The organism is Bradyrhizobium sp. MI1.7, from assembly GCF_055811795.1.
Genome location: NZ_JBVVPO010000046.1, coordinates 30,443 through 48,615 on the forward strand (window position 1 = coordinate 30,443; position 18,173 = coordinate 48,615).

The 18,173-nt window shown below is 65.3% G+C and carries 22 protein-coding genes; 17 read left to right on the plus strand and 5 right to left on the minus strand.

Features of this window, described 5'->3' with window-relative positions; all coding sequences use genetic code 11:
* Positions 1–85: 85 nt before the first annotated feature.
* From AC0L3X_RS32040 to AC0L3X_RS32055, 4 genes are all read left to right on the plus strand, one after another.
* Positions 86–511: a hypothetical protein gene (locus AC0L3X_RS32040; RefSeq protein WP_071909388.1), complete on the plus strand. Its 426-nt coding sequence runs from the start codon at positions 86–88 to the stop codon at positions 509–511.
* A gap of 135 nt (positions 512–646) precedes the next feature.
* Positions 647–2,524, plus strand: coding sequence for a molecular chaperone HtpG (htpG, locus tag AC0L3X_RS32045; RefSeq protein WP_063985743.1), 1,878 nt, complete (start codon positions 647–649; stop codon positions 2,522–2,524).
* A gap of 127 nt (positions 2,525–2,651) precedes the next feature.
* Positions 2,652–2,930 (plus strand): DUF3551 domain-containing protein, encoded by a 279-nt coding sequence (locus tag AC0L3X_RS32050; protein WP_063985742.1) that lies wholly within the window; start codon positions 2,652–2,654, stop codon positions 2,928–2,930.
* A gap of 33 nt (positions 2,931–2,963) precedes the next feature.
* A complete protein-coding gene (locus AC0L3X_RS32055; RefSeq protein ID WP_063985741.1) occupies positions 2,964–3,233 on the plus strand; it encodes a DUF3551 domain-containing protein in 270 nt (89 codons plus the stop codon).
* Positions 3,234–3,277: 44 nt separating this feature from the next.
* On the opposite strand, the gene AC0L3X_RS32060 is transcribed toward AC0L3X_RS32055, so the two are convergent.
* Positions 3,278–3,991 (minus strand): SGNH/GDSL hydrolase family protein, encoded by a 714-nt coding sequence (locus AC0L3X_RS32060; protein ID WP_354102782.1) that lies wholly within the window; start codon positions 3,989–3,991, stop codon positions 3,278–3,280.
* A gap of 285 nt (positions 3,992–4,276) precedes the next feature.
* Here AC0L3X_RS32060 and AC0L3X_RS32065 point away from each other — a divergent pair, with 285 nt between their 5' ends.
* The 5 genes from AC0L3X_RS32065 (at position 4,277) to AC0L3X_RS32085 (ending at position 8,905) form a co-directional block, all read left to right on the plus strand.
* Complete coding sequence (locus tag AC0L3X_RS32065; protein ID WP_063985739.1) at positions 4,277–6,091, plus strand: long-chain-acyl-CoA synthetase; 1,815 nt, start codon at positions 4,277–4,279, stop codon at positions 6,089–6,091.
* Positions 6,092–6,239: 148 nt separating this feature from the next.
* On the plus strand, positions 6,240–6,485 hold the full coding sequence (locus tag AC0L3X_RS32070) for an acyl carrier protein (protein WP_014491754.1): 246 nt from the start codon (positions 6,240–6,242) through the stop codon (positions 6,483–6,485).
* Entirely contained in the window at positions 6,472–7,854 is a 1,383-nt protein-coding gene (locus tag AC0L3X_RS32075; protein ID WP_063985738.1) for a class I adenylate-forming enzyme family protein, read from the plus strand. The genes AC0L3X_RS32070 and AC0L3X_RS32075 overlap by 14 nt, the downstream gene beginning before the upstream one ends.
* Entirely contained in the window at positions 7,847–8,569 is a 723-nt protein-coding gene (locus tag AC0L3X_RS32080) for an SDR family NAD(P)-dependent oxidoreductase (RefSeq protein ID WP_063985737.1), read from the plus strand. Before AC0L3X_RS32075 ends, AC0L3X_RS32080 begins: the two co-directional genes overlap by 8 nt.
* Positions 8,570–8,695: 126 nt before the next feature.
* A complete protein-coding gene (locus tag AC0L3X_RS32085; protein WP_155794867.1) occupies positions 8,696–8,905 on the plus strand; it encodes a hypothetical protein in 210 nt (69 codons plus the stop codon).
* A 4-nt stretch (positions 8,906–8,909) separates the two neighbouring features.
* Here the strand turns inward: AC0L3X_RS32085 and AC0L3X_RS32090 are convergent, their stop codons facing one another.
* Complete coding sequence (locus tag AC0L3X_RS32090) at positions 8,910–9,287, minus strand: hypothetical protein (RefSeq protein ID WP_231143659.1); 378 nt, start codon at positions 9,285–9,287, stop codon at positions 8,910–8,912.
* A gap of 225 nt (positions 9,288–9,512) precedes the next feature.
* Here AC0L3X_RS32090 and AC0L3X_RS32095 point away from each other — a divergent pair, with 225 nt between their 5' ends.
* Positions 9,513–10,667: a DUF3095 domain-containing protein gene (locus AC0L3X_RS32095; RefSeq protein WP_063985734.1), complete on the plus strand. Its 1,155-nt coding sequence runs from the start codon at positions 9,513–9,515 to the stop codon at positions 10,665–10,667.
* On the opposite strand, the gene AC0L3X_RS32100 is transcribed toward AC0L3X_RS32095, so the two are convergent.
* From AC0L3X_RS32100 to AC0L3X_RS32110, 3 genes are all read right to left on the minus strand, one after another.
* Positions 10,664–11,098: a DUF2147 domain-containing protein gene (locus AC0L3X_RS32100; RefSeq protein WP_063985733.1), complete on the minus strand. Its 435-nt coding sequence runs from the start codon at positions 11,096–11,098 to the stop codon at positions 10,664–10,666. The genes AC0L3X_RS32095 and AC0L3X_RS32100 overlap by 4 nt on opposite strands.
* A 96-nt stretch (positions 11,099–11,194) precedes the next feature.
* Positions 11,195–12,580 (minus strand): MATE family efflux transporter, encoded by a 1,386-nt coding sequence (locus AC0L3X_RS32105; RefSeq protein WP_473317113.1) that lies wholly within the window; start codon positions 12,578–12,580, stop codon positions 11,195–11,197.
* An 82-nt stretch (positions 12,581–12,662) separates the two neighbouring features.
* Positions 12,663–13,190, minus strand: coding sequence for a GNAT family N-acetyltransferase (locus AC0L3X_RS32110; protein ID WP_063985731.1), 528 nt, complete (start codon positions 13,188–13,190; stop codon positions 12,663–12,665).
* Positions 13,191–13,421: 231 nt separating this feature from the next.
* On the opposite strand from AC0L3X_RS32110, the gene AC0L3X_RS32115 reads away from it, so the two are divergent.
* From AC0L3X_RS32115 to AC0L3X_RS32145, 7 genes are all read left to right on the plus strand, one after another.
* Positions 13,422–14,018 carry a superoxide dismutase gene (locus AC0L3X_RS32115; RefSeq protein WP_063985730.1) on the plus strand — a complete coding sequence of 199 codons (597 nt, stop codon included), beginning with the start codon at positions 13,422–13,424 and terminating at the stop codon, positions 14,016–14,018.
* Between the two features lie 215 nt (positions 14,019–14,233).
* Positions 14,234–14,845, plus strand: coding sequence for a permease (locus tag AC0L3X_RS32120; protein WP_063985729.1), 612 nt, complete (start codon positions 14,234–14,236; stop codon positions 14,843–14,845).
* Entirely contained in the window at positions 14,842–15,342 is a 501-nt protein-coding gene (locus AC0L3X_RS32125; protein ID WP_008138982.1) for a hypothetical protein, read from the plus strand. The genes AC0L3X_RS32120 and AC0L3X_RS32125 overlap by 4 nt, the downstream gene beginning before the upstream one ends.
* Positions 15,343–15,386: 44 nt before the next feature.
* Positions 15,387–15,635: a hypothetical protein gene (locus AC0L3X_RS32130; protein ID WP_063985728.1), complete on the plus strand. Its 249-nt coding sequence runs from the start codon at positions 15,387–15,389 to the stop codon at positions 15,633–15,635.
* Positions 15,636–15,637: 2 nt separating this feature from the next.
* Entirely contained in the window at positions 15,638–16,390 is a 753-nt protein-coding gene (locus AC0L3X_RS32135) for a metal ABC transporter ATP-binding protein (RefSeq protein ID WP_063985727.1), read from the plus strand.
* Between the two features lie 6 nt (positions 16,391–16,396).
* On the plus strand, positions 16,397–17,266 hold the full coding sequence (locus AC0L3X_RS32140) for a metal ABC transporter permease (RefSeq protein WP_063985726.1): 870 nt from the start codon (positions 16,397–16,399) through the stop codon (positions 17,264–17,266).
* 2 nt (positions 17,267–17,268) lie between these two features.
* Positions 17,269–18,132, plus strand: a complete 864-nt coding sequence (locus AC0L3X_RS32145; RefSeq protein ID WP_063985725.1) for a metal ABC transporter solute-binding protein, Zn/Mn family — start codon at positions 17,269–17,271, stop codon at positions 18,130–18,132.
* Positions 18,133–18,173: the final 41 nt, after the last annotated feature.

The window sequence follows — 18,173 nt, forward strand, 5'->3', positions numbered from 1 at the left end:
GGTTAAGTGATCTTAACAGCTGAGAACTGCCGGTCCTCCCATCGCGTTGTTCCCGCGATCGCCATGGGGCGAGGGATCGACAGCCATGTTGCAGATGCAAAAGGTATTTTTGGGTGTTGTCGCGATTGCCGCGACGCTTGGTGCCGTCCAGGTCGGTGCCGTCCAGCTGGCCTCCGGCCATGATCTGGCCGACCGCTGGCAGGCGGTCGCCGACAGGCCCACGCAAGATGCGGGTCACAACGTCAACCGTTCCGGCAAGGCCGACCGGTTCGCCGACGTCAAGCAGGCCCCGGTTCCCACCCGCACCGTGTCGATGCGGCTGAACGATCTGGCCGAGACGTCGGTGCTGCTGCGGGTCCGCGCGGTCATCGAGACCGGCAACGCCAAGCCGCCGGTGCTGCTCCAGAACCGGAAGCAGGGTCCCAAGAGGCCGACGATTGCCTGCGAGCCGATGGTCAGCTCCCTGACCGAGGTCGCAAAGCTGCTCCAGCCCGGCCGCTGTGTGACCTGATTCTTCTTCGCCGCCCTTGGCCGCCACGGACAAATCGCCTTCCCGCCGGGAGGGCGATAGTTCACGTCCACTTGATCCCCTATCCCCTCGCGTTATATCCCGGGTTTCTTTCCCCTTGATTGACCGGGTAAACGCATGACGACGTCAGATACGGCCGCGCATACGCAGCCTTTCCAGGCCGAGGTTTCCGAGCTTTTGCACCTCATGGTGCACTCCGTCTATTCCGAGACCGACATCTTCCTGCGCGAGCTCGTCTCCAACGCATCGGACGCCTGCGACAAACTGCGCTATGAAGCCATCGCCAGCCCGGCGCTGCTGGGCGAGGGCGACGCGCTCAAGATCCGGATCATCCCCAACAAGACGGCCGGAACGCTCACGATCGCCGACAACGGCATCGGCATGGAGCGCCAGGAGCTGATCGACCATCTCGGCACCATTGCCCGCTCCGGCACCAAGGCGTTCGTCTCGAAGCTGAAGGAGGCCAAGGACGGCCTCGGCCTGATCGGCCAGTTCGGGGTCGGCTTCTATTCCGCCTTCATGGTCGCCGAGAAGATCGTCGTCGTCAGCCGGCGTGCCGGCGAGAGCGACGTGTGGAGCTGGACGTCCTCCGGCGGCTCCGGCTTCGAGATCGCGCACGCAAGCGATGAGGAAGTGGCGCGCGTGGCACGCGGCACCGAGATCGTCCTGCACCTGAAGGACGACGCCAAGAAGTATCTCGAGACCTACGAGATCGAGCGCATCGTCAGTGCCTATTCCGACAACATCCTGTTCCCGATCGAGCTGGTGCCGGAAGAGGGCGAGCCGCGCCAGATCAACTCGGCGAGCGCGCTGTGGCAGCGTTCCAAGTCCGAGCTGACGGCCGAGGACTACAAGAAGGCCTATCAGCAGATCGCCTCCGCCTTCGACGATCCCGCGATGACGCTGCACTACCGCGCGGAAGGCCGCTATTCCTACGCCGTGCTGCTGTTCGCGCCGTCGACGAAGCCGTTCGACCTGTTCGAGCCGAACCGCAAGGGCAGGGTGAAGCTTTACGTCCGCCGCGTCTTCATCACCGACGATGCCGATCTGCTGCCCGGCTATCTCCGCTTCATCCGCGGCGTGGTCGACAGCGAAGATCTCCCGCTCAACATCTCGCGCGAGATGCTCCAGAACAATCCGCAGCTCGCGCAGATCCGGAAAGCCGTGGCGACCCGAGTCGTGTCCGAGCTGGAAAGCCTTGCCGACAAGGACCCGGAGAATTTTGCCAGGATCTGGGACGCCTTCGGCGCAGTGCTGAAAGAAGGCATCTACGAGGATTTCGAGCGGCGCGAAAAGCTGCTGTCCTTGTCGCGCTTCGCCACCACCTCGGGCGAGAAGCGTTCGCTGAAGGACGTCATCGCCGGTTTCAAGCCGAACCAGACCGAGATCTATTATCTCGTCGGCGACAGCATCGAGCGGCTGAAGTCCAATCCGCGGCTGGAAGCCGCGACCGCGCGCGGCATCGAGGTGCTGCTGCTGTCGGATCCGGTCGATGCCTTCTGGACCTCGATGCCATCGGAGTTTGACGGCAAGCCGCTGAAATCGCTGAGCCAGGGCGATCTCAATCTCGACCTGATCCCGCGCACCGACGAGGCCGACGAGGCGAAGAAGGACGAGCCGCAAGCCGACGAGGCCGCCACCATCGCGGTGATCAAGGCCGCGCTCGGCGAGCGCGTCAGCGACGTCAAGGTCTCGACGCGCCTCACCAGCTCCGCCTCCTGCCTCGTCGCCGACAGTCAGGGCCCGAGCCGCGAGCTCGAGCGCATCCTGTCGCAGCAGAACCGCGGCATGCGCACCAAGCCGATCCTCGAGATCAATCTGCGCCATCCGCTGGTGACGGCGATCACCGGGGCGCAGGCCGGCTCCAGGGCGGTCGACGATCTCAGTCTGATCCTGCTCGAACAGGCGCAGATCCTGGACGGCGAATTGCCCGAAGACCCTGCCGCGTTTGCGGCAAGGCTGAACCGGCTGGTCCTGCAGGGGCTGGGCGGGTAGCGCGCGCAGCGCACCCCGCTCACCTTGCCGTCATCCGCCGGAGGAACAGTCGCCTCCGGCGTGGTGTTATGCCATAGGAGGACGTCGGCATCAGATCCGACGCCGCCATCGATTCGAGGATGTCTCCATGCGCCTGCCTGTCCTGACCCTCACCGCGATTGCCACGCTGTTCGTGGCGGCAGATGCCGACGCCCAGACCTATGATCCGCGCTATCCGGTGTGCATGCACGTCTATACTTCGGGCGGCCGGGGCGGTGGCGGCGACTATTACGACTGCTCCTTCACCTCGATCCCGCAGTGCCGGGCCACGGCGTCGGGCCGCGCGGCGAGCTGCGATGTCAATCCCTATTACGCCTACAACGAACCGCCGCCGCCCCCGCGCAAGCGTCACAAGAAGGTGCAGTAGTTGTTCGCGATGCGGCACGCAGCAACATCCCTCATGCGTTTCTCATCCGGCCTGATCATCACCGTCGGCGCGCTGACCGCAGCTGCGCCGTCGCATGCGCAGACCTTTGATCCCAGCTATCCCGTCTGCATGCACGTCTATTCCGGCGCGAACGGCGGCGGCGGGGAGTGGTACGATTGCTCCTTCACGTCGCTGCCGCAGTGCCGCGCCACGGCGTCGGGCCGCGCCGCGACCTGCGATCTCAATCCGTATTATCCGGTCAATGTTGCGCCGCCGCGCCCACGCTACAGGCGAAGCGGCTAGCGCCCGCCACCCGTTCAGCTGCGAATCCGGCGGAGCGCGCAGAGCTAGGTGCCGTGAGGCGCCCTGTTGGCAGCGGCGACGATCGCGTCGGTCAATTGCCACGTCATCTTGTCCGTGGTCCAGTCGCTGGCGTGCAGTCTGCTATCATCGCCCGGGTCGACCATGCGGTCGAACGAAATCCTTGCGACATCGTACCAGCCCTTCATCAGCCCGAAGCGACCAAAGACGTTGACGCCCTTCACATGCGCGATCTCGCTGATCGCCTCGACCATGGCCTCCGTCTTTTTGAGCTTGGCCGGTGTCAGCAGCGCCGGCACATATTGAAGGTCCATCAGGATCACGTCGATCCGCTCGGCGTCGAGCAGCCGGTCGACACCTTCGCGGATGGCCTTCGTGGTGTCTGCGAACGAGGGAGGATTCTGATCGGCGGGTTGCCATACTGAATTGGTGCCGACCTGCCAGATGACGAGATCGGGATTCAGATCGAAGACGTCATGGTCGAACCGCTTGAGCTCAGCAGGGGCCTCTTCGCCGCCGACACCCCGGTTGATCACCTCGATTCCGACATTTGGATATTTGATCCGAAGATCCGCCAGCAGCCGCTGCGGATAGGGAGCGATGCCTCCTTCGCCCGCCGTGGTCGACGAGCCGATCGCAACCACCCTGGCCTGCCCACCCTTCACGCGGCCGGCGAAATTCGTCAGGCGCTGCTCGAACGGCGCGGCCTGGACCGGAAACTCTGACGGATCGTGAGCCACGGGACGTCTCCCTTTCGTAGCCATGACAACGCAGGGTAGAAAAGCATAGCCCGTTTGCCAGGGAGCGCCTAGCCTCGGCGAGGCCGGATCGCTACGCCTTCCTGATCCCCGACAACTCGATCACCTTGCGCCGGCGGTCGGTCGCCGCCGTCTGCATGCCGCCGAACTCGCCCGCGTCGGATGGCCAGAGTTAATCACGTACTAACCTGGCTTTACCTTGTCTCTTAACACCTGGGCAGGGCGCGCGAGCTAAGCTTGGGGAAGCAGCAGATACGTTCCGAAAGAATGGACGGCATGACCACCGGCGTCATCGAGCAACCGAAAGTCGCGCGCGCACCTTCGGCTTCAAAGATCTGGCTGAAGGCGATCGAGCTCACCGCGCGCATCGAGACGCTGCCGGGCCGGCTGTTCGCCGACGTCGTTGACGATTGGGCGCAGCGTCAGCCCGCTCGCACCGCGCTGGTCGCAGATGAGACAACGATCGACTACGCAGGCCTCTCGAAGCGCATCAACCGCTATGCGCGCTGGGCGCGCTCGGTCGGCGTGGCCAAGGGGGATACCGTCGCGCTGATCATGCGGAACGGCATCGACTATGTTGCCGCGTGGCTCGGCATCAGCCGGGTCGGCGGCGTGGTCGCGCTGATCAACACCAGGCTCGTCGGCCAGTCGCTCGCGCATTGCGTCGATGTCGCCAGGCCGTCGCATGTCATCGTCGCGCACGAGCTCATGGAAGCCTTGGACGGCGCGTCGCCGCACCTGAAGACAGAAGCAAAAGTCTGGACCCATGGCGATGCCCGCAGCGAGCGCGCGATCGACGTCGCACTTGCCGCGCTCGAGGACGGGCCGCTCTCGCCGGACGAGCATGGCGACGTGACGATCAACGACCGGGCCCTGCTGATCTACACCTCCGGGACCACCGGCCTGCCGAAGGCGGCGAGCATCAGCCACCGCCGCATCCTCAACTGGGGCTTCTGGTTCGCCGGCCTTACCGGCGCCACCCCGCAGGACCGGCTCTATGATTGCCTGCCGCTGTTCCACTCGGTCGGCGGCATTGTCGCCCCGTGCAGCATGCTCGCCGCCGGCGGCTCGGTGGTGATCGCGGAGAAATTTTCGGCCTCGAACTTCTGGCCCGACATCGTGCGGCACGATTGCACGCTGTTCCAGTACATCGGCGAGCTCTGCCGCTATCTTCTGAAGGCGGCGCCGTCCGAATACGAGAACCGTCACCGCCTGCGGCTCGTTTGCGGCAACGGCCTGCGCGGCGACATCTGGGAGGATTTTCAGGGTCGCTTCGCCATTCCGCGCATCCTCGAATTCTATGCGGCGACGGAAGGCAATTTCTCGCTGTTCAACGTCGAGGGCCAGCCGGGTGCGATCGGCCGCGTTCCGCCGCTGCTCGCGCATCGCTTTCCGGCGGGTCTCGTCAAGCTCGATCCTGATAGCGGTGCACCGCTGCGCAACGAAGAGGGCTTTTGCGTTGCGTGCGCCAGGGGCGAGGCCGGCGAAGCCATCGGCCGCATCGGCACCGCGGATGAAGGCGGTGGCCGTTTCGAGGGCTATACCGACGCCGGCGAGACCGAGAAGAAGATCCTGCGCGACGTCTTCGCCAAGGGTGATGTCTGGTTCTGCACCGGCGATCTGATGCGGCTCGATGACAAGGGCTTCTTCCATTTCGTCGACCGCATCGGCGACACCTTTCGTTGGAAGGGTGAGAACGTCGCGACATCGGAGGTCAACGACGCCGTGCGCGATTTCACCGGCGTGATCGATGCCACCACCTATGGCATCAGCATCCCCGGCACCGACGGCCGCGCCGGCATGAGCGCCATCGTCGTCAACGAGGGGTTTGACATCGAGGGGCTACCCGCCCATCTGGCGCAGCGCTTGCCGGTTTACGCCCGCCCTGTCTTCATTCGCATCTCGCGCGAGCTCGATGCGACCGAGACGTTCAAGCAGAAGAAAGGCGAGCTGGCCCGGGACGGCTTTGATCCGGCCACGATCAACGATCCGCTGTTCATGCTCGACCCGAAATCCGGCGGCTACATCGCCTTGGACGCGGATGTGTACGCAGGGATCATCGATGGCGCGATCAGGTTCTAGCCGCACGAAAATCCGCCAGATAGGTCCAATTTTATCTGAATTGTCCAAGAAGCCATTTACTTCTGTCGGGTAAACAACACGGGCCTTGGGGAGGCGGTCATCAAGAGCCGCTGCAACACGAACCATCAATAACAAGAGTGAGCCAGCCATGTCGGTAAGGTCTAAGGTCATCGAAGCGATCCAGCAGATCGCCAAGGAGCAGCACGTCACGCTTCCCGCACTCTCGGACGATCTGTCCCTGCACGAGACGGGTTTCGATTCCCTCGCCTTCGCAATTCTGGTGGCGCGCCTCGAGGACGAGACCGGCGTCGATCCCTTCACCATTTCCGAGGACGTAGCGTTCCCCGCCACCGTGGGCGATTTCGTGCGGGCCTACGAAAATGTCCCCGCGTGAGATTTTTGCGCTCCGCGACTATCTGAGCCCGGAGCTCAAGGGCCGCACGATCTCCGATGCCCATCATGTGGTGTCGCTGACGGATGTGCTGCCGCATACGGTTCTGGGCGGCCGCCTGCGTGAGCTGGCGGGCCGCTCTGTCCTGCTGAAGCTGTCGGACCAGCTCAAATCGGGCCTCGCCATGGTCGAGCTCGACGGTGTCGCGCGGCGCATGCTGCTGTGCCCGCCCGATCTCAATCCGGCGCATCTCGATGCGCTGATCGCGGACGCCGAGATCGATGCCGTCGTCACCGACGAGCCCGCGCAATGGGCCGCAAAGACAATCGCGCTCGTCGTCACCGCGCAATTGCCGCTTCAGGCCGCCACGCCGGCCAGGACCGAACGCGCCACCGAATGGCTGATGCTGACGTCCGGCACGTCGGGCGTACCAAAAATCGCCGGCCATACGCTGGAAGCATTGACGGGCGCCATCGTCGCCGAAGGCCCTGCGCGCGGACCCGCGCCGGCCTGGGCGACATTCTACGACATTCGCCGCTATGGCGGCCTGCAGATCTTCCTGCGCGCCATCCTCTCCGGCGGCTCGATGGTGCTGTCCGATCCGCATGAAGCGCTCGGCGACCACGTCGCGCGCCTGAACGCGCGCGGTGTCACCCATATCTCCGGCACGCCATCGCACTGGCGCAAGCTCTTGATGAGCGGCTCGGCTGCACAGTTCGCGCCGGGATACGTCCGTCTGTCCGGCGAGATCGCCGACCAGGCGGTGCTCGACGGCCTGAAGGCCGCGTTCCCGAATTCCTCCGTCGGTCACGCCTATGCCTCGACCGAGGCGGGCGTCGGCTTTGCCGTCAATGACGGGCTGGAGGGCTTTCCGGCCGATTATCTCGGCAACCGCAACGGCGTCGAGATGAAGGTCGTCGACGGCTCGCTGCGCATCCGCTCGACGCGCACGGCGCATGCTTACATCGGCCGCAATGCGGCCGCGTTGACCGATGACGACGGGTTCGTCGACAGCGGCGACATCGTCGAGCTGCGCGGTGACCGCTATTATTTCGTCGGCCGCCGCGGCGGCATCATCAATATCGGCGGGTTGAAGGTTCACCCCGAGGAGATCGAGGCGGTCATCAATCGTCATTCCGACGTGCGGATGTCGCGGGCGAAATCGCGCCGCAGCCCGATCACCGGCGGCATCGTCGTCGCGGACGTGATCCTTGCCGACGGCACCGATCAGGCGCGGGTGAAGGAGATCCGGGACCAGATCCTGGATCAATGCCGCGCGCAGCTCGCGTCCCACAAGGTGCCGGCGGTGATCCGCTTCGTCGATGCACTCGACGTCACCCCGGCCGGAAAACTGGCGCGCACCGATGCATAATGTCCTCGTCACCGGCGGCAGCCGCGGCATCGGCCTTGCGATCGGCAAGCGGCTGGCTGATGCCGGTTATAATGTGATTGCGGCGGCACGGCGCGAGAGCGAAGAGCTCAGGGCGGCGATCGGCCCCTCCGAAGGGCGCCTGCATTTCCGCGCCTGCGACCTCGCCGTGATCGACGCGATCCCGGCGTTCGCAAAGCTTATCCGCGACGAGTTCGGCCCGATCTACGGCCTCGTCAACAATGCCGGCCTCGGCACCGAAGGCCTGCTCGCCACCATGCACAATTCCGAGATCGAGGCGCTGGTGCAGCTCAACGTGCTGTCGCCGATCATTCTCACCAAATATGTCGCGCGCCAGATGATGGCGGACGGTGCCGGCCGCATCATCAACATCTCCTCGATCATCGCGACCACGGGCTACAACGGCCTGTCCGTCTACGGCGCGACCAAGGCCGCCGCCACCGGCTTCACCCGCTCGCTCGCGCGCGAGGTCGGCAAGCTCGGCATCACCGTGAACGCGATCGCGCCTGGTTTCATCGACACCGAGCTGACCCACAATCTCTCCGACGAAGGACGCAAGCGCATCGCCGGCCGCAGCGCGCTACGTCGCCTGCCGGAGACCGACGATGTCGCGCGCATGGTGGAATATCTGCTCGGCGAGGGCGGCCGCAACGTCACCGGCACCGTGTTCACGATCGATGCGGGGAACACGGCGTAAGCGGAACTCCGCCGCCACGATTGAGTTGATCCGACGCAATGACATCGAGCCGGATTTGGTCGTAAGATGCCCCGCAATCGATTGGCTTACGTCAATCGATCTGCCCTAATCGAGAGGGAGCAGTCGATGGCCACTTCAAACATGACCGCTTCAAATCAAGCCCGGATCGAGGAGCCTCGCGCGAAGCCGGACGATGTCCATTGCCCCCCGATGACGCATCAGAATTCCGGCGGACACGGTCATGAAATGTATCCGCAGCAATTCGTGCGCCTGGTCGGCTGCCACGATCTCTCTCTCGACGCCCTGCGCAAGCGCGAGGACGAAAAGCTCCACTAGGCGTTCACTTCGGCAGGTCAATCCGCTCGCGTGAAAATTCCGGCGGCCCTTCGGTCAGGCGGCGTATGCGGCGTTCGCGTTCGTCCGTTGGCAATGCGGGGTCGAGCAGCCGCTCGATCTCGTGCACGGCCAGCGCCTCGATCCTGGTGGCGTCGGATGCGACCGGCTGGGCCGACGAGAATGCCGGGGGCGCGACCTTCAGGCCCAGTTCGACCAGCTTGCAGATCGCAGCCGAACGCGACAAGTGATGAGCTTCAGCCCAGGCGTCGACGGCCGCGGTCAGTGCTTCCGGCATCTTCACCGCGCTGAGCGGATCGAGCCGCGTGCGTCGGCGCACTGGAGCCGTCGAGTCCTTGTTGCCGAAGTCGGGCACTTCGATCATCCCATGTAATCTCTGGATATGCCCCGACCATAGCCGCTCTTCCGGCCGGCTCTTTGACGCCGATCAATGACGGACTGCGGCATTTGCAGCGTGCGCGATCTTGTTGTCCGGGTGCATTTCGGCCAATGATCGGGAATCGAAAGAGGGGACGCCGGGCGGCGAACCCGGATCGATCCTGCCTCGTATCTTCCTCGGACGCGCTTCCCAACCATCCGGCATCACTCGATGACATCAGGCGAATCCTTCTACGGCAGCATTCCCGTCTTTCGCGGCTTCACCAGCCTGATGGACCCCGCGCTCTATTCGCGATTGCCTGACGACTGGAGCATCGGCGTTGCCGACATCGTCGATTCCACCAAGGCGATTGCGGCGCAGCGCTACAAGGCGGTCAACATGGCCGGTGCCGCCGTGATCGCGGCGGTGACCAACGCGCTCGAGGGACGCGAATTCCCCTTCGTGTTCGGCGGCGACGGCGCGAGCTTTGCGGTCGCGCCTTCCGATGTCGAACGTGCCCGCGAGGCGCTGGCCGCGACCGCAACCTGGGTGCGGGAAGACCTCGATCTGAAGATGCGCGTCGCGCTGGTGCCGGTGGGTGCAATTCGCGCGCAGGGGCTCGACGTGCGCGTCGCACGCTTCGGTCCGTCGGCCAATTTGTCCTATGCGATGTTTTCCGGCGGAGGGCTCGCCTGGGCCGACGCCGCCATGAAGCGCGGCGAGTTCGCGGTCGCCGAGGCACCCGCCGGCACGCAGCCCGATCTTTCCGGCCTGTCCTGCCGCTTCGAGGTGATGCCGTCCGCGCGCGGCCTGATCCTGTCGGTGCTGGTGATGCCGGCGCGCGGTGTCGATCCGCACGCCTTCCGCAAGGTGATCGAGGACATCATCCATCTCGTCGAGCGCAGCCCTGATGGCGGCCGCCCGGTGCCGCCGCAGGGGCCGCCGCTGAAATGGCCGCCGCAGGGGCTGGAATTCGAAGCCCGCACCAAACGCGGCGGTCCGCTGGTCGCGCGCCGCGCCCGCGTGCTGGCCTACACGCTGTTCGTCTATCTGATCATGCGTTTCGACCTCAACGTCGGCGGTTTCGTGCCAAACGTCTACAAGCGCCAGGTGGTCGAGAATTCTGACTTCCGCAAATATGACGACGGCCTGCGCATGATCCTCGACTGCACCCCGCAGCTCGAGCGCGCGTTGAGCGACCGTCTCGCGGCTGCGGCACGCGACGGCGTCGTGCGCTACGGCCTCTACCCGCAGGACGCCGCGATGATGACCTGTTTCACGCCATCGGCCCTGCGCAGCGACCACGTCCATTTCATCGACGGCGCGCGCGGCGGCTACGCGTCGGCGGCAACGGCGTTGAAGGCGATGATGGCAGGCGCGAGCTAGCGTCCCGCGCGCGTCCAGGTCTCGCCGCCGCAGAGCGCGCCGACGCAACCTTCGACCCGCAGCGAATCCGCACCAGTCACGGAGACGTTGCTCGCATAGGTGCTGCCGTCATCGGCATTGTAGATCTGGCCCGACCATTTGTTCGGCCCTGAGGGCTCCATGCCGCTGAACAGCGGCAGCCCGATCATCGCGCGTTTGGCGAGCGCTGGATTGGGATTCTTGCTGTCGATCGCAGGCTGGCCGGTCGCGGTGTCATAGGGCTCGCGCAGCCAGACGATATGGCCGCAGATGCCGCCGCCGCACTTGCTGATCTTGACGCGCGCATCGCCGGCCTGCGTCAGCCAGGTCCCATCGGCGCTCTGCGCGTGGGCGGCGGTCGCACCAAACAGTGCAGTCAGGATGATGGAAAGGATGGCGAATCTGCCGAACATGGAAAGTGCCCCCGAAAATGGAGGCGCCTCCATAGCAGTCCGGCAGGATAGTGCAACGCTGGATGGAATCACATTCCCGCGCTTATTTGCCTGCGCTCATTTGCCCCAGCGTGCGAAGGCGACCGAGGCCGCGGTCGAAAGCCCGAACACGACCATGGCGACGCCGACCAGTGCGAACAAGGTCCAGGCCGGCGCCTGCGCCGTCATGAGACCGACGCCGCCGATCGCGACGATCAGCAGCCGCGCCGTGGAGGCCAGCACCGGACCGCCGACGCGCGCTGCGCCTTGCGAGGAAAAATACAGCGACACGCCCATGCCGAAGAACACGAAGGCCGGACCGGCCCAGTGGAAATAGCTGTGCGCCGCCGCGGTGACGCCGGGATCCCCGGTGAAGAGCGATACCCACAACGCCGGATCAAGCGCGATGACGAGGCCGATCAGGCCGACGGTCAATCCCGAGGCCGCGGCCGCGGTCCAGGCGACACGCCGCGCGCGTTTCACATGCCCGGCGCCCATCGCCATGCCGACCATCGGCACCGAGGCGATGCCGAAGGCGAAGGTGATCGGGATCAGCAGGAATTCCAGCCGTGACCCGATGCCGTAGCCGGCCAGCATCTCGGTGCCGAAGGTCGCGAGGATTTTTGTGAAGATCAGAATCGTGAGCACGGTCTGGAGCGGCGACAGGCAGGCGACCGCGCCGACCTTGAGGATGTCCAGGAACATCGCGCGTTCGAAATGGAAGGTGCGGACCTTCAGCGGCAGCCGGCTGCGGCCGGACAGGAGATACCAGAGGAAGAAGATCGCCGCGCAGGTGAAGGCGATCAACTGGCCGGCAGCGACACCCGGCATGCCGAATTGCTTCAAGCCGAATAGGCCGAGCCCCAGCGTGCCGCCGAGCGCGATCTGGAGCGCGCTCGCCCCGATCAGAATCATCGAAGGCAGGCGCATGTCGCCGGTGCCGCGGATCACCGAGGCCAGCGTGTTGACGAGCCAGATCGCGACCGCGCCGGAGAACAGCATTTGCGAATAGCCGCTGGCTTCCTCGAGCACGCGCTCGCGTCCGCCGAGCAGCGTGAAGAAGCTGCGGCCGAAGGCGAGCATCATCACCGTGAAGAACAGTCCGCCGCAGAGGCCGATGATGGCGGCGTGCAGCGCCAGCGTCGCGGCGCGGTCACGATCGCCTGCGCCGAGCGCGCGGCTGATCGCGGACGAAACGCCGCCGCCCATCGCGCCCGCGCTCATCATCTGCGTCAGCATCGCGAACGGAAACACCAGCGCGATCGCCGCCAGCGGAATGGTGCCGAGCCGGCCGATATAGGAGGTCTCGGCAATCGCAACCAGCGTGCTGCCGACCATCGCGATCATGTTGGGGATCGCGAGCCGCAGCAGTGTCGGCAGGATCGGCGCCGTCAACAGGCTCGCAATGGGGGAAGCGACCGGTGCACGTGGCGGCGCGGCGTCTGCGGAGGCGTCGATCGTCATGTTCACCGGGCGGAATATTGGATGACGATCGACATCTTATCGGGCGCAGCATCTTCGCGCCAGTCCTCCCCTCACGCAGGGCTCACCAGGGCAGGCCGCATAGGTCGATGGTGCCCAGCGTCGGCGCGCGGACGATGTTGAAGACGTAGGGCGCCATGTAGTCGAAGCGGATCCGACCCTCCGGCTGCTCGCAATAGACCTCGCCCTTGAAGGGGAGCCAGCTGCGGGCCTCGTAGAACGCAAAATTGTTCGATTCGGAGAACAGCAGCCCGAAACGGACCGCCTCGTTGGCGCGCATGGTGTGGATGGCTGCGTCGATCGCCATGGTCGCGTAGCCGCGGCCGCGCCGGTCCTCGCGGGTGCAGACCCCGCCGATGCCGCCGATGTGAACCTTCTGTCCATTCCAGGTGACGGTACGGAAGTAGATGCCGACGTGGCAGACGAGGCCGTCCTCGGGCGTCTCGATCAGCACGCGAAGGTCGGCATTGGCCCATTTAACGTGGCTCCACGACGGCTTCTCGGCGGCGTCGCGTCCCCAGACCGCACTGAGCAGGGGCTGTGCGATCCGCCACGAAGCGTCGCCGTTCAGGATGTCGATCTCGATGCTCATTGCTTTCTCTTTTGCATCTCCGCGCCATGGTGCGTTCGTTCCGCCATAAGCGCCTCAAAGGCAATGATATTTTACGGCCTGTCGAAGCGCGCCCCACATGCGTCGATTTTATGCAATCCGGCCAATCGGCCGCATCACGCAATTTCGCAAATTGGCGGTATTTAACGGCGGTGGAACCTTCTATAAGAGTCCCCGTTAAGCCAGTTCCCCATCAGTCGCGGACAACAACCCATGACCTTTACGCTGCCCCCACTCCCTTACGCCTATGACGCCCTCGGCCAGTTCATGTCGAAGGAGACGCTGGAATTCCACCACGACAAGCATCATCAGGCCTACGTCACCAACGGCAACAACGCGCTTAAGGGCACCGAATGGGAAGGCAAGTCCCTTGAGGAGATCGTCAAGGGCTCGTTCGGCAAGAACCCGGCCGTGTTCAACAATGCCGGCCAGCACTACAACCACATCCACTTCTGGAGCTGGATGAAGCCCAATGGCGGCGGCACCAAGCTGCCGGGCAAGCTCGAGAAGAAGATCAACGAGGACCTCGGTGGCTTCGAGAAGTTCAAGACGGACTTCCAGGCGGCCGGCGTTGGCCAGTTCGGCTCCGGCTGGGCCTGGCTCCAGGTCAAGAACGGCAAGCTCGAGATCGCCAAGACCCCGAACGGCGAGAATCCGCTGGTGCACGGCGCCACCCCGATCCTCGGCGTGGACGTCTGGGAGCACTCCTACTACATCGACTATCGCAACCGCCGTCCGGACTATCTGAAGGCGTTCGTCGAGAACCTCGTGAACTGGGAATACGTCGAGTCCCTGTTCGACAAGGCCTGAGCCATCACACTTTCCGGGTGCGGCGTCGCCGCTCCGGGATGACGAACTCGAAAAGGCGGTCGCATGCGCGACCGCCTTTTTGCTGTGCGGAATTCGACTGCTGCTTCGCATGGCCCTGCGCGAGGTGCGCATCGCTTCCCGCCATCGTACTGTTTGCATCGCATGGGCGGCGCCCTTAATCAGGATGGGCATCACCCTCGAGCCCACCGAGCCCGTTGTCAGAGCCTTCCCCGAACAATCCGGCGCCTGCCGAGGACGCGGAGTCCGAGCCGCGGCCGGGGCGTGTGCGCGAGCCGATCGGCTGGTCGACCATCATCATCGCGGTGCTGGTGGCGGTGAGCGCGGGCCTGGTCTGGCGGCGTGATGGCACGGACGGTGTCCTGGAGATTCTCACGCACGACCTCTCGCTGTTCGGCGGCATCCTGCCGCGCGTGCTGGCCGGCTGCCTGCTCGGGGCCTTCATCTCCGAAATCCTGCCGCACGAAAAAGTCTCGCGCTCGCTCGGGCCGAAATCCGGCCTGATGGGCCTTTTGATCGGCACCGCCTTCGGTGCGATCCTGCCGGGCGGACCCTTCACCGCCTATCCTGTGGCGAGCGCGCTGCTCGCCGTCGGCGCCGATTTCGGCGCCACCATCGCCATGGTCGTGAGCTGGACCCTGATCGGCTACGGCCGCGCGGTGGCCTGGGAAATCCCGATCATGGGCACCGACTTCACGCTGTGGCGGATCCTGATCTCGCTGCCGCTGCCGGTGCTCGCCGGCGCGCTCGGCCGCTTCGTCTATGTTCGGATCTATCCGCAGCCGGCCGCGAAGGACGACGAGAATTGAGCGCCGCGCTTCTGATCGACATCCTGTTGTGGGGCTCGGTGTTCGGCGTCGGCCTGATCGCCTTTCGCCGCGGCCCACCGGTGTTCAAGGCCTCGCTCCGCGAAGGCTCCATGGACTTCATCAACATCGTGCCGCGCATCGCGCTCGGGGTGATCGGCTCCGGCTACATCGCCGCCATCATCCCGCAGGAGGTGATCACCGGCTGGCTCGGGCCGGACAGTGGCTGGCTCGGGGTTGCGACCGCCGTGGTCGCCGGCGCCGCCACGCCCGGCGGACCCGTGATCGGCTTCTCCATCGGCACGGTGGCGCTGAAGTCGGGCGGTGGGGTACCGCAGGTGGTTGCCTATGTCGTCGCCTGGGCCTTATTTGCCTTCCAGCGGGTGATTTTATGGGAAATCCCGTTCATGCCGGCCCGGTTCGTCTGGTTCCGCTGCGCCGTCTCGGTGCCGTTCCCGTTCGTCGCCGCAGCCATCGCGATGGTGATCGGCAAGCCTTGAGCCGGCCGTGGACAGGGGTAATGTTATAATATAACGTCGCTGGCATGGTTCCCGCCGCGTCCCACGCTCATCACCACGACCACGTTCATGGCCAGTCCCATGACCATTCTCATGGCGACGGGCATTCGCATGGACACGATCATACCCACGCCCATGTCCATGATGCGGCCTCGCCCCATCCGGCCCAGGACGCGCCCTGGTCGATCCTGCGCATGACCATGGCCGGCCGCCTCGCGGCCGCGCTTGCCGTCTGTGCCGTGCTCTGGGGCGTGGTCTTCCTGGCGATGAGGTGACCATGGCGGCCGTGCACTTCCATAATGTCACGCTCGGCTACGACCGGCATCCGGCCGTGCATCATCTCAACGGCGAGGTCGCCTCCGGTGCGCTGGTAGCCGTGATCGGCCCGAACGGCGCCGGCAAGTCGACGCTGTTGCGCGGCATCGTCGGCATCCTCCGGCCGCTCGACGGCAGCATCCATCTCGGCGGGCTCGATAGCCGCGATATCGCCTATCTGCCGCAGAGCGCGGAGATCGACCGCAGCTTCCCGATCTCGGTGTTCGACTTCGTCGGCACCGGGCTGTGGCGCGACGCGGGCCTGTTCGGGGGCATCGGCAAGGCTGCGCGGGAGAAGATCCTGCGCGCGATCGCTTCCGTCGGCCTCAACGGCTTCGAGAACCGCCCCATCGGAACGCTCTCGGGCGGGCAGATGCAGCGCATCTTGTTCGCGCGCGTGCTGCTCCAGGACGCGCGCCTGATCGTGCTCGACGAGCCCTTCAACGCGATCGACAGCAAGACCACGGCCGATCTGCTCGCGCTGGTGAAGCACTGGCACGGCGAGGGCCGCACCGTGCTCGCCGCGCTGCACGACATGGAAATGGTGCGCAACCATTTCACCGAAACACTGGTGCTGGCGCGCGGTCCCGTGGCCTGGGGGCCGACGGCGGAGGTGCTGACGCCGGAAAACCTGCTGGTCGCGATGCGGATGTGCGAGGCTTTTGACGATAGTGCCACGGCTTGCGCCGAGGACGGACGCTCGCGGGCGGCGTGATCGCAGATGATCTATGACGCGCTGATCGGCCCGTTCACCGAATTCGAGTTCATGCGGCGCGCGCTCGCCGCCGTGATCGCGCTGTCGCTGGCGGGTGCGCCGATCGGCGTGTTCCTGATGCTGCGGCGAATGAGCCTCGTCGGCGATGCCATGGCGCATGCGATCCTGCCCGGCGCTGCCGTCGGCTTCCTGCTCTCCGGCCTCAATCTGTTCGCGATGACCGCCGGCGGCCTGGTTGCAGGATTTGCGGTTGCGATCCTCGCCGGCGTGGTCGCGCGTTCGACCGGGCTCAAGGAGGACGCCTCGCTTGCGACCTTCTATCTGGCCTCGCTGGCGCTGGGTGTGACCATCGTCTCGATCAAGGGCACCAACATCGACCTCTTGCACGTGCTGTTCGGCAACATCCTCGCGATGGACGACCAGACGCTGCTGGTGGTGGCCTTCAACGCCACGGTCACGCTGCTGGTGCTCGCGGTGATCTATCGCCCGCTGGTGATCGAGAGCGTCGATCCCTTGTTCCTGCGCACCGTCAGCCGTGCCGGCGGCCCCGCGCATCTCGCCTTCCTCGCGCTCGTCGTGATCAACCTCGTCAACGGCTTTCAGGCGCTCGGCACGCTGCTCGCGGTGGGCCTGATGATCCTGCCGGCCGGCATTGCCCGGTTCTGGTCGCGCGATCTCACTGTCATGATCTGCATCGCCGTCGTCGCTGCCGCCGTCTCGGGCTATGCGGGCCTCGTGCTGTCGTTCCAGACCCGCGTGCCGTCGGGGCCTGCGATCATTCTGGTGGCGACGGTGCTCTACATCGTCTCGGTGCTGTTCGGCCGCGTCGGCGGCATCGTCCGGCAGATGTTTCCCGGCCGGCATCTGGAGGCGTGACGATGCGGCGCCTCCTGCTTTGTGTGCTCCTGCTGATCGCCTCGCCGCTGCATGCGGCTGAGCGGCTCAATGTCGTCGCGAGTTTCTCGATCCTCGGCGATTTCGTCCGGAACGTTGGCGGCGATCGGGTCGACGTCACGACGCTGGTCGGCCCCGACAGCGACGTCCACGTCTACACGCCCGCGCCAAGCGATGCGAAGCGGATTGCGGATGCAAAGCTCGTCATCGTCAACGGGCTCGGCCTCGAAGGCTGGCTGCCCCGTCTGGTGCAGTCCGCAGGAAGCAAGGCGCAGGTGGTCACCGTGAGTGCCGGCATCGCACCGCTGAAGCTCGGCTCGGCCGCGGATCCACATGCCTGGCAGTCCGTCCCCAACGCCAGGATCTACGTGAGCGACATCGCCAATGCGCTGGCTGCGGCCGACCCTGACGACGCCGAGTTCTTCCGCGCCCGGGCAAAGGCCTATCTGGACAAGCTCGAAGCGCTCGACCGCGAGGTGCGGGAGGCCGCGGCGAAAATCCCGCCGGAGCGGCGCAAGGTGATCTCCACCCACGACGCCTTCGGCTATTTCGCCGCCGAATATGGTGTCCAGTTCGTGGCCCCCTTGGGGGTCTCCACGGAGACCGAGCCCAGCGCGCGGGACATCGCCGCCATCATCGGCCAGATCAAGGCCCAAAAGATCCCGGCCGTGTTCCTGGAAAACATCAGTGATGACCGTCTGATCCGGCGGATCGCGGCCGAGACCGGGGCCAAGGTCGGCGGGACCCTGATTTCGGACGGTCTGACGGGCGAAAAGGGGCTTGCCCCCACTTACATTGACATGGTCAGGCACAATATAAAGGCCCTGACCAGCGCGCTTGACCACTAGGGCAGGGGGCCACCCCGCCTCGCGTCGCGCGGAAAAGCCCG

What these genes read in the sequence shown, in the direction of transcription:
- AC0L3X_RS32065 (WP_063985739.1), top strand. Translation starts at nt 4,277, where the DNA reads ATGGACGGCATGACCACCGGCGTCATCGAGCAACCGAAAGTCGCGCGC.
- AC0L3X_RS32145 (WP_063985725.1), top strand. Translation starts at nt 17,269, where the DNA reads ATGCGGCGCCTCCTGCTTTGTGTGCTCCTGCTGATCGCCTCGCCGCTG.
- AC0L3X_RS32040 (WP_071909388.1), top strand. Translation starts at nt 86, where the DNA reads ATGTTGCAGATGCAAAAGGTATTTTTGGGTGTTGTCGCGATTGCCGCG.
- AC0L3X_RS32075 (WP_063985738.1), top strand. Translation starts at nt 6,472, where the DNA reads ATGTCCCCGCGTGAGATTTTTGCGCTCCGCGACTATCTGAGCCCGGAG.
- AC0L3X_RS32095 (WP_063985734.1), top strand. Translation starts at nt 9,513, where the DNA reads ATGACATCAGGCGAATCCTTCTACGGCAGCATTCCCGTCTTTCGCGGC.
- AC0L3X_RS32140 (WP_063985726.1), top strand. Translation starts at nt 16,397, where the DNA reads ATGATCTATGACGCGCTGATCGGCCCGTTCACCGAATTCGAGTTCATG.
- AC0L3X_RS32055 (WP_063985741.1), top strand. Translation starts at nt 2,964, where the DNA reads ATGCGTTTCTCATCCGGCCTGATCATCACCGTCGGCGCGCTGACCGCA.
- AC0L3X_RS32090 (WP_231143659.1), bottom strand. Translation starts at nt 9,287, where the DNA reads ATGATCGAAGTGCCCGACTTCGGCAACAAGGACTCGACGGCTCCAGTG.
- AC0L3X_RS32110 (WP_063985731.1), bottom strand. Translation starts at nt 13,190, where the DNA reads ATGAGCATCGAGATCGACATCCTGAACGGCGACGCTTCGTGGCGGATC.
- AC0L3X_RS32070 (WP_014491754.1), top strand. Translation starts at nt 6,240, where the DNA reads ATGTCGGTAAGGTCTAAGGTCATCGAAGCGATCCAGCAGATCGCCAAG.
- htpG (WP_063985743.1), top strand. Translation starts at nt 647, where the DNA reads ATGACGACGTCAGATACGGCCGCGCATACGCAGCCTTTCCAGGCCGAG.
- AC0L3X_RS32115 (WP_063985730.1), top strand. Translation starts at nt 13,422, where the DNA reads ATGACCTTTACGCTGCCCCCACTCCCTTACGCCTATGACGCCCTCGGC.
- AC0L3X_RS32135 (WP_063985727.1), top strand. Translation starts at nt 15,638, where the DNA reads ATGGCGGCCGTGCACTTCCATAATGTCACGCTCGGCTACGACCGGCAT.
- AC0L3X_RS32085 (WP_155794867.1), top strand. Translation starts at nt 8,696, where the DNA reads ATGGCCACTTCAAACATGACCGCTTCAAATCAAGCCCGGATCGAGGAG.
- AC0L3X_RS32050 (WP_063985742.1), top strand. Translation starts at nt 2,652, where the DNA reads ATGCGCCTGCCTGTCCTGACCCTCACCGCGATTGCCACGCTGTTCGTG.
- AC0L3X_RS32105 (WP_473317113.1), bottom strand. Translation starts at nt 12,580, where the DNA reads ATGACGATCGACGCCTCCGCAGACGCCGCGCCGCCACGTGCACCGGTC.
- AC0L3X_RS32130 (WP_063985728.1), top strand. Translation starts at nt 15,387, where the DNA reads ATGGTTCCCGCCGCGTCCCACGCTCATCACCACGACCACGTTCATGGC.
- AC0L3X_RS32100 (WP_063985733.1), bottom strand. Translation starts at nt 11,098, where the DNA reads ATGTTCGGCAGATTCGCCATCCTTTCCATCATCCTGACTGCACTGTTT.
- AC0L3X_RS32080 (WP_063985737.1), top strand. Translation starts at nt 7,847, where the DNA reads ATGCATAATGTCCTCGTCACCGGCGGCAGCCGCGGCATCGGCCTTGCG.